6 protein-coding genes and 1 pseudogene are annotated in these 6,393 nt (G+C 66.9%); 3 read left to right on the forward strand and 4 right to left on the reverse strand.

What is annotated here, in order from left to right:
- Positions 1-120: 120 nt before the first annotated feature.
- The 3 genes from ACNFBT_RS20980 (at position 121) to ACNFBT_RS20990 (ending at position 2,425) form a co-directional block, all read left to right on the forward strand.
- A complete protein-coding gene (locus ACNFBT_RS20980) occupies positions 121-873 on the forward strand; it encodes a helix-turn-helix domain-containing protein (protein ID WP_416752650.1) in 753 nt (250 codons plus the stop codon).
- A 171-nt stretch (positions 874-1,044) separates the two neighbouring features.
- On the forward strand, positions 1,045-1,818 hold the full coding sequence (locus ACNFBT_RS20985) for an SDR family NAD(P)-dependent oxidoreductase (protein WP_416752652.1): 774 nt from the start codon (positions 1,045-1,047) through the stop codon (positions 1,816-1,818).
- A gap of 10 nt (positions 1,819-1,828) precedes the next feature.
- Positions 1,829-2,425 (forward strand): nuclear transport factor 2 family protein, encoded by a 597-nt coding sequence (locus tag ACNFBT_RS20990; RefSeq protein WP_416752654.1) that lies wholly within the window; start codon positions 1,829-1,831, stop codon positions 2,423-2,425.
- 70 nt (positions 2,426-2,495) lie between these two features.
- Here the strand turns inward: ACNFBT_RS20990 and lipA are convergent, their stop codons facing one another.
- The 4 genes and pseudogenes from lipA to glyA all read right to left on the reverse strand — a co-directional run.
- Entirely contained in the window at positions 2,496-3,461 is a 966-nt protein-coding gene (lipA, locus tag ACNFBT_RS20995) for a lipoyl synthase (RefSeq protein ID WP_416752656.1), read from the reverse strand.
- Positions 3,462-3,515: 54 nt separating this feature from the next.
- A complete protein-coding gene (gene gcvT / locus ACNFBT_RS21000) occupies positions 3,516-4,637 on the reverse strand; it encodes a glycine cleavage system aminomethyltransferase GcvT (RefSeq protein WP_416752658.1) in 1,122 nt (373 codons plus the stop codon).
- 51 nt (positions 4,638-4,688) lie between these two features.
- The gene (locus ACNFBT_RS21005) at positions 4,689-6,065 is read right to left on the reverse strand and encodes an L-serine ammonia-lyase (protein WP_416752660.1); all 1,377 of its coding nucleotides are present in this window, start codon (positions 6,063-6,065) and stop codon (positions 4,689-4,691) included.
- Positions 6,066-6,212: 147 nt separating this feature from the next.
- Positions 6,213-6,393, reverse strand: a pseudogene (gene glyA, locus ACNFBT_RS21010) (serine hydroxymethyltransferase); the annotation flags it as partial.

Raw genomic sequence — 6,393 nt, forward strand, 5'->3', positions numbered from 1 at the left:
CATCGCCTACTCAGCCAGGTTGGCGGGAGATATAGTGCGTGCCGACCCTTCATGCCCACCGAACAGCGCAACTCGGCACGGCGTTGCAACGCTCCGAATGTGCGACGGGAACACGCCCCAATGCATCCGAAGAACCTCGATGGCGCCACCGATGAATCGCTGCTGCTCGTGGAGCTCAAGCGCCTGTTGAAGGATCGCAATATCCGCTATTGCGATATCGCCGAGCAGTTGAACCTGAGCGAGACGACCATCAAGCGCAAGTTGACCGGGCATGGGTTGAGCGTGTCGATGCTCGAATCGGTTTGCGCCATGGCGGGCGTGCGCCTGATCGATCTTGCCGAACTGGCGGCGCGGCGCAGCGATAGCAGGATTCAGACTTTGAGCATCGAGCAGGAACAGGGGTTGGCCGATGCTCCGTTCACGGCATTCATCTTTCTGCTGTTGCGCTACGACTGGACGCCCCGGGAGATTCAGCTGGAGTTCGAGCTGGACGAGGCGGGCATCTTCCTTCACCTGAGGCGGCTCGAAAAACTCCGTTTGCTCGACCTGTTTCCCGGCAACCGTGTCCGTCTGCTGACGGTGCGGCATCCGGAGTGGATTCCGGGTGGCCCGTTGCGGCGGGCGGTGGACGACGCGATGCGCCGGCATTTCGAGGCGATGGACTTCCACGACCCGCAGTCGCTCTGGCAGCTCGAAACCGTCAAGTTGTCGCGCGGGTCGATAGACCAGTTGCGCCAGATGATGGCGTCGCTTTCGCAACGCATGCGCGAGCTGGCGAGCGACGATCGCGCCCTGCCTGAGGGTCAGACGGAGTGGTACAGCATGCTGTGCATGGCTCGCCTGACCGATCCGCGAATCTTCTGGGCCAAGTGACGTCGGCCGTTCGGTGCGTCGTGCGGGCGGCGTACCGCAGCGCGACACCTTGAAGTATCGCCCGGAGATACTTTCTTAATAGCCCCGCATTGGGTGGTTCATGTGGGGTCTGCTGCTGATACTTTTTCTCAACGACAACCTGTCGATCTACCGAGGAAAGGAGAGGCAACGATGAGAAAGAGCGGATTCCCGGAAGGCGCCACTTTGGTATTTGGCGGTAGCGGTGGCATCGGGCAAGGCGTGGCCCTTGAGTTCGCACGCGCGGGTGTGCCGGTCGCAGTCGCCTACCGGAGCAAGGCCGAGGTGGCGCAGCGCGTCGCCGGCCAGATTCGGCAAGAGGGCGTCGACGCGAGCACGCATCAGGTCGACGTCACCGATGTCGCCCAGATCCAGGCGGCGCTGGACGCAGCCATTGAAATCCACGGCCGCGTACACACCATCGTCTGGGCCGCCGGGCCTTTCGTGAACCAGCTCCATATCAGCGAGATGGGCCATGACGACTGGAAGCGCGCCATCGATGTCGAGGTCATGGGCTTCTTCAATGCCGCCAAGACCGCGCTGCCGCACCTGCGCGCCTCGGGGGGCGGTTCGTTCGTCACGCTGGGCTCTGCCGGCCATCTGCGCTGGCCGGACCGCGACGGCCTGTCGGTCGCGCCGAAGGCCGCCAACGAGTCGCTGATCAAGGGCCTCGCCCGCGAGGAAGGCCGCTACAACATCCGCGCGAATTCCGTCCTGGTCGGTGTCATCGAGGCCGGCATGTTCCCGCAGCTGCTGGAGCAGGGCCAGTTCGACCAGAAGTGGATCGACGAAACGCTGCATATGCTTGCGCTCAAGCGCTGGGGCAAGCCGGAGGAAATCGGTCGGGCCGCGGTGTTCCTGGCATCCGACAACGCGGCCTACATCACCGGGCAGCAGCTGAACGTGTCCGGCGGGTACGGCCTCTAGGAGATTCGGGATGACTACCTTGGGTCGTTCCCCGACGAGGACCGCGACGCTGGAGCCGCACGTCGTCGACAGCTCGGAGATGGTCGATAAGTTCGCGCTCCAGCAACTCGCCTGGACCTATTGCCATGCGATAGACCGGGGCGATCTGCGGCTCCTGCGCAGCCTCTACCATGACGACGCTATCGACGATCACGGCCCGATGTTCTGCGGGTCGCCCGACGAGTACGTCGCCTGGCTGCCCGGTATGCTTGCCAACTGGGAAGCGACCTCGCATGTCATCTCGAATATGTTGTTCCTGGTCGATGGCAACCAGGCCGAAGGCGAGCTGGCGGTGTTGGCGTACCACCGCACGCCGGCGCCGGGCTCGCGCGAGATCATCGCCCGGGGGCGCTACCTCGACCGCTATGAGAAGCGCGAGGGCGTCTGGCGCTTTCTGCGGCGTTCGCTGGTACTCGACTCGATGGAGGAGCGCGCCACTCCGGCGGGCAGCGGACCTTCGCTGGACGAGGGCATCGAGAAAGGTAGGCCGGATGCGGGAGATGCGTGCTTTACGCGGCTGGCCCTGTTTGCCCGGCAGAGGGGGTTGCCCGACGACACTCGCCGCTGATGCTGCCCGATTCCGGCCCCGGTTCGTCCCGTCCAGGGCGAGCCGGGGGCGGGGCTCCATGACGGAGCCTTCAGTCGATTTTGCTCCCATGCGCCTGCTGGTCGGCGTGGTACGAGGAGCGCACCAGCGGGCCGGAAGCGACGTTCTTGAAGCCCATCTTCGCGCCTTCCTCGGCGAACCAGGCGAAGGTGTCAGGGTGGACGAAGCGCTGCACCGGCAGGTGGTTGCGCGAGGGCTGCAGGTACTGACCGAGGGTCAGCATGTCGATGTCGTGCTCGCGCATGCGCTGCATGACCTCGATGACTTCCTCGTCGGTCTCGCCCAGGCCAAGCATCAGGCCGGACTTGGTCGGTACGTGCGGGACCCTTTGTTTGAACTTCTGCAGCAGGTCCAGCGACCACTCGAAGTCCGAGCCCGGACGCGATGACTTGTACAGGCGCGGGACGGTTTCCAGGTTGTGGTTGAACACGTCCGGCGGCTCCTGGGCGGTGATGTCCAGGGCGATGTCCATGCGCCCGCGGTAGTCGGGGACCAGGGTTTCCAGCTGGATGCCGGGGGACAGCAGGCGGATCTCGCGCAGGCAGTCGGCGAAGTGCTGGGCACCGCCGTCACGCAGGTCGTCGCGGTCCACCGAGGTGATCACCACGTACTTCAGGCGCAGGTCGGCAATGGCGATGGCGAGGTTCTTCGGCTCGTCGACGTCCAGCGGCTTCGGCCGGCCGTGGCCGACGTCGCAGAAGGGGCAGCGGCGGGTGCAGATGTCGCCCATGATCATGAAAGTGGCGGTGCCGCCGGAGAAGCATTCGCCCAGGTTCGGGCAGGAGGCTTCCTCGCAGACGCTGTGCAGCTTGTGCTTGCGCAGCAGTTGCTTGATGCGCGCGACCTCCGGCGAGGCGGGAATGCGCACGCGAATCCAGTCGGGCTTTTTCGGCAGTTCCTCGGTGGGAATGATCTTCACCGGAATGCGCGCGACCTTTTCCGCGCCACGCAGCTTCACGCCGACTTCCACCTTCTGCGGTTGTGCTGATGTGCTCATGGGGACTTCCTGGCAACGGGCGTTCCGAGGCAGGCCCCGGAACGCGGGAGGGGATCAACCGCGGTAGTAGCGCTGCGGCACGAACGGGGTGCGCGCCACCCGCATGGGCACGCGCTTGCCACGCACCACGGCCCAGACTTCGGTGTCCACGGCGCTGTACTCGGTGGGCAGGTAGCCCAGGGCGACCGGCGCGCCCAGGCTGGGACCGAAGCCGCCGCTGCACACCTGGCCGATTACCTGGCCGTCGGCATCCACCAGTTCCGCGCCTTCGCGTACCGGCATGCGCTCCTGGGCCAGCAGGCCGACGCGCTTGCGTGCCACGCCTTCGGCCTGTTGCGCGAGCACCCGTTCGGCGCCAGGGAAGCCGCCGGCACGGGCACCGCCGGTGCGGCGGTCCTTGGAGATCGCCCAGGCCAGCGAGGCTTCGATGGGCGTGGTCTGGGTGTTCATGTCATGGCCGTAGAGGCACAGGCCGGCTTCCAGGCGCAGCGAGTCGCGGGCGCCCAGACCGATGGGCTGGACTTCCGGCTCGGCCAGCAGGGCGCGGGCCAGGGCTTCGGCTTTCTCGACGGGCACCGAGATCTCGAAACCGTCCTCGCCGGTGTAGCCCGAGCGGCTGACGTAGCACTCCACCCCCAGCAGCGTCACGTGGGCGAACTGCATGAAGGTCATCTGCGCGACTTGCGGCGCCAGGCGCGCCAGCACGGTGACCGCTGCCGGGCCTTGCAGGGCGAGCAGGGCGCGCTCCTCGAACAGCGGCTGGATCTCGCAGCGGTCGCCCAGGTGCTTGCGCAGGTGCGCCAGGTCCTGCTGCTTGCAGGCGGCGTTGACCACCAGGAACAGATGGTCGCCGGCATTGGCCACCATCAGGTCGTCGAGGATGCCGCCTTCGGCGTCGGTGAACAGCGCGTAGCGTTGCAGGCCCACCGGCAGGCCGACGATGTCGACCGGCACCAGGCTTTCCAGGGCGAGGGCGGCGCCTTCGCCACGGAGGATGATCTGACCCATGTGCGAGACGTCGAACAGGCCGGCCTGCTCACGGGTGTGCAGGTGCTCCTTGAGCACGCCCAGGGGGTATTGCACCGGCATGTCGTAGCCGGCGAAGGGCACCATGCGGGCGCCCAGTTCGAGGTGCAGGGCGTGCAGCGGGGTTTGCGCGAGGGTTTCAGTGGTCATGTCGGGCTCCGGTTCAAAATCGTACGGGCTGTCAGTGAGCGCGGGGCCGGGTCAGCATTCGATGATGTTGACTGCGAGGCCGCCGCGCGCGGTTTCCTTGTATTTGCTCTTCATGTCGGCGCCGGTCTGGCGCATGGTGCGGATCACCTTGTCGAGCGAGATGAAATGCTGGCCGTCGCCGCGCAGGGCCATGCGCGCCGCGTTGATGGCCTTCACCGCGCCCATGGCGTTGCGTTCGATGCAGGGCACCTGGACCAGCCCGCCGACCGGGTCGCAGGTCAGGCCGAGGTTGTGTTCCATGCCGATCTCGGCGGCGTTCTCCACCTGCTGCGGGGTGCCGCCGAGGACTTCGCAGAGCGCGCCGGCGGCCATCGAGCAGGCCACGCCGACCTCGCCCTGGCAGCCGACCTCGGCGCCGGAGATGGAGGCGTTCTCCTTGTAGAGGATGCCGATGGCGGCGGCGCAGAGCAGGAAGCGCTCGACACCGTCGTCGCTGGCGCCGGGCACGAAGCGGCTGTAGTAGTGCAGCACGGCCGGGACGATGCCGGCCGCGCCATTGGTGGGCGCGGTCACCACGCGCCCGCCGGTGGCGTTTTCCTCGTTCACCGCCAGGGCGTAGAGGTTGACCCAGTCGAGCACGCTCAGGCTGTCGCGCAGGCTGGCCTCGGGGCGCTCGCTGAGCTGGCGGTAGAGGCCGGCGGCGCGGCGCCGTACCTTGAGTCCGCCGGGCATGATGCCTTCCTTGCGGCAGCCGGCGCGCACGCAGTCCTGCATCACCTGCCAGATGCGCGCCAGGCCCGCGCCGGTCTCGGCGGCGCTGCGCCAGGCCAGTTCGTTCTCGCGCATCAGGTCGCTGATCGACAAGCCGTGGGTCAGGCACTGGTCGAGCAACTCGCCGCCGGTGCGGAAGGGGAAGCGCAGCGGCGTGCGGTCGGCGACGATGCGGTCGTGGCCGGCGGCTTCCTCGTCGACCACGAAGCCGCCGCCCACCGAGTAGTACTCGCGGCTGCGCACTTGCAGGCCGGCCTGGTCGAAGGCGCGGAAGATCATGCCGTTGGGATGGTAGGGCAGCGGCCGGCGGATCATCGCCAGGTGCTCCTTCTCGACGAAGCCGATCAGGCGTTCGCCGCCCAGGCGCAACTGGCCGCTGCGGCGGATTTCCTGCAGGCGCGGCTCGACGCTTTCGGTGTCGACGCTATCGGGCTGCTCGCCTTCCAGGCCCAGTAGCACCGCCTTGTCGCTGCCGTGGCCCTTGCCGGTGGCGCCCAGCGAGCCGTACAGCTCCACGCGCAGGCTGTGGGTGGCGTCCAGCAGGCCGTCGCGGCGCAGGCCATCGACGAAGCGCGCGGCCGCACGCATCGGCCCGACCGTGTGCGAGCTGGACGGGCCGATACCGATCTTGAACAGGTCGAAGACGCTGAGTGACATGGGGTGGCTCCTGATTGTTCTTGTCGCCGGGCCGCTGGTAAAAGAGTTGTCGGTTTTTGTAGGGCGAATAACGCGTCAGCGTTATCCGCCGTGCCGAGGGGCGGCGGATAACCTGTTCCAGGTTATGCGCCCTACGGCTACAGAAGCTCAGCGGTAGACCGGGAAGTCCGCGCAGAGACCTGCAACCTGGCCGGCCACCTTGGCTTCCACGTCGGCATCGCCCAGGTGGTCCAGCACGTCGCAGATCCAGCCGGCCAGCTCGCGGCACTGGCTTTCCTGCAGGCCACGGGTGGTGACCGCCGGGGTGCCGATGCGGATGCCGGAGGTG

This window comes from Pseudomonas sp. NY15181, assembly GCF_048068055.1.
Classification (GTDB): domain Bacteria; phylum Pseudomonadota; class Gammaproteobacteria; order Pseudomonadales; family Pseudomonadaceae; genus Pseudomonas.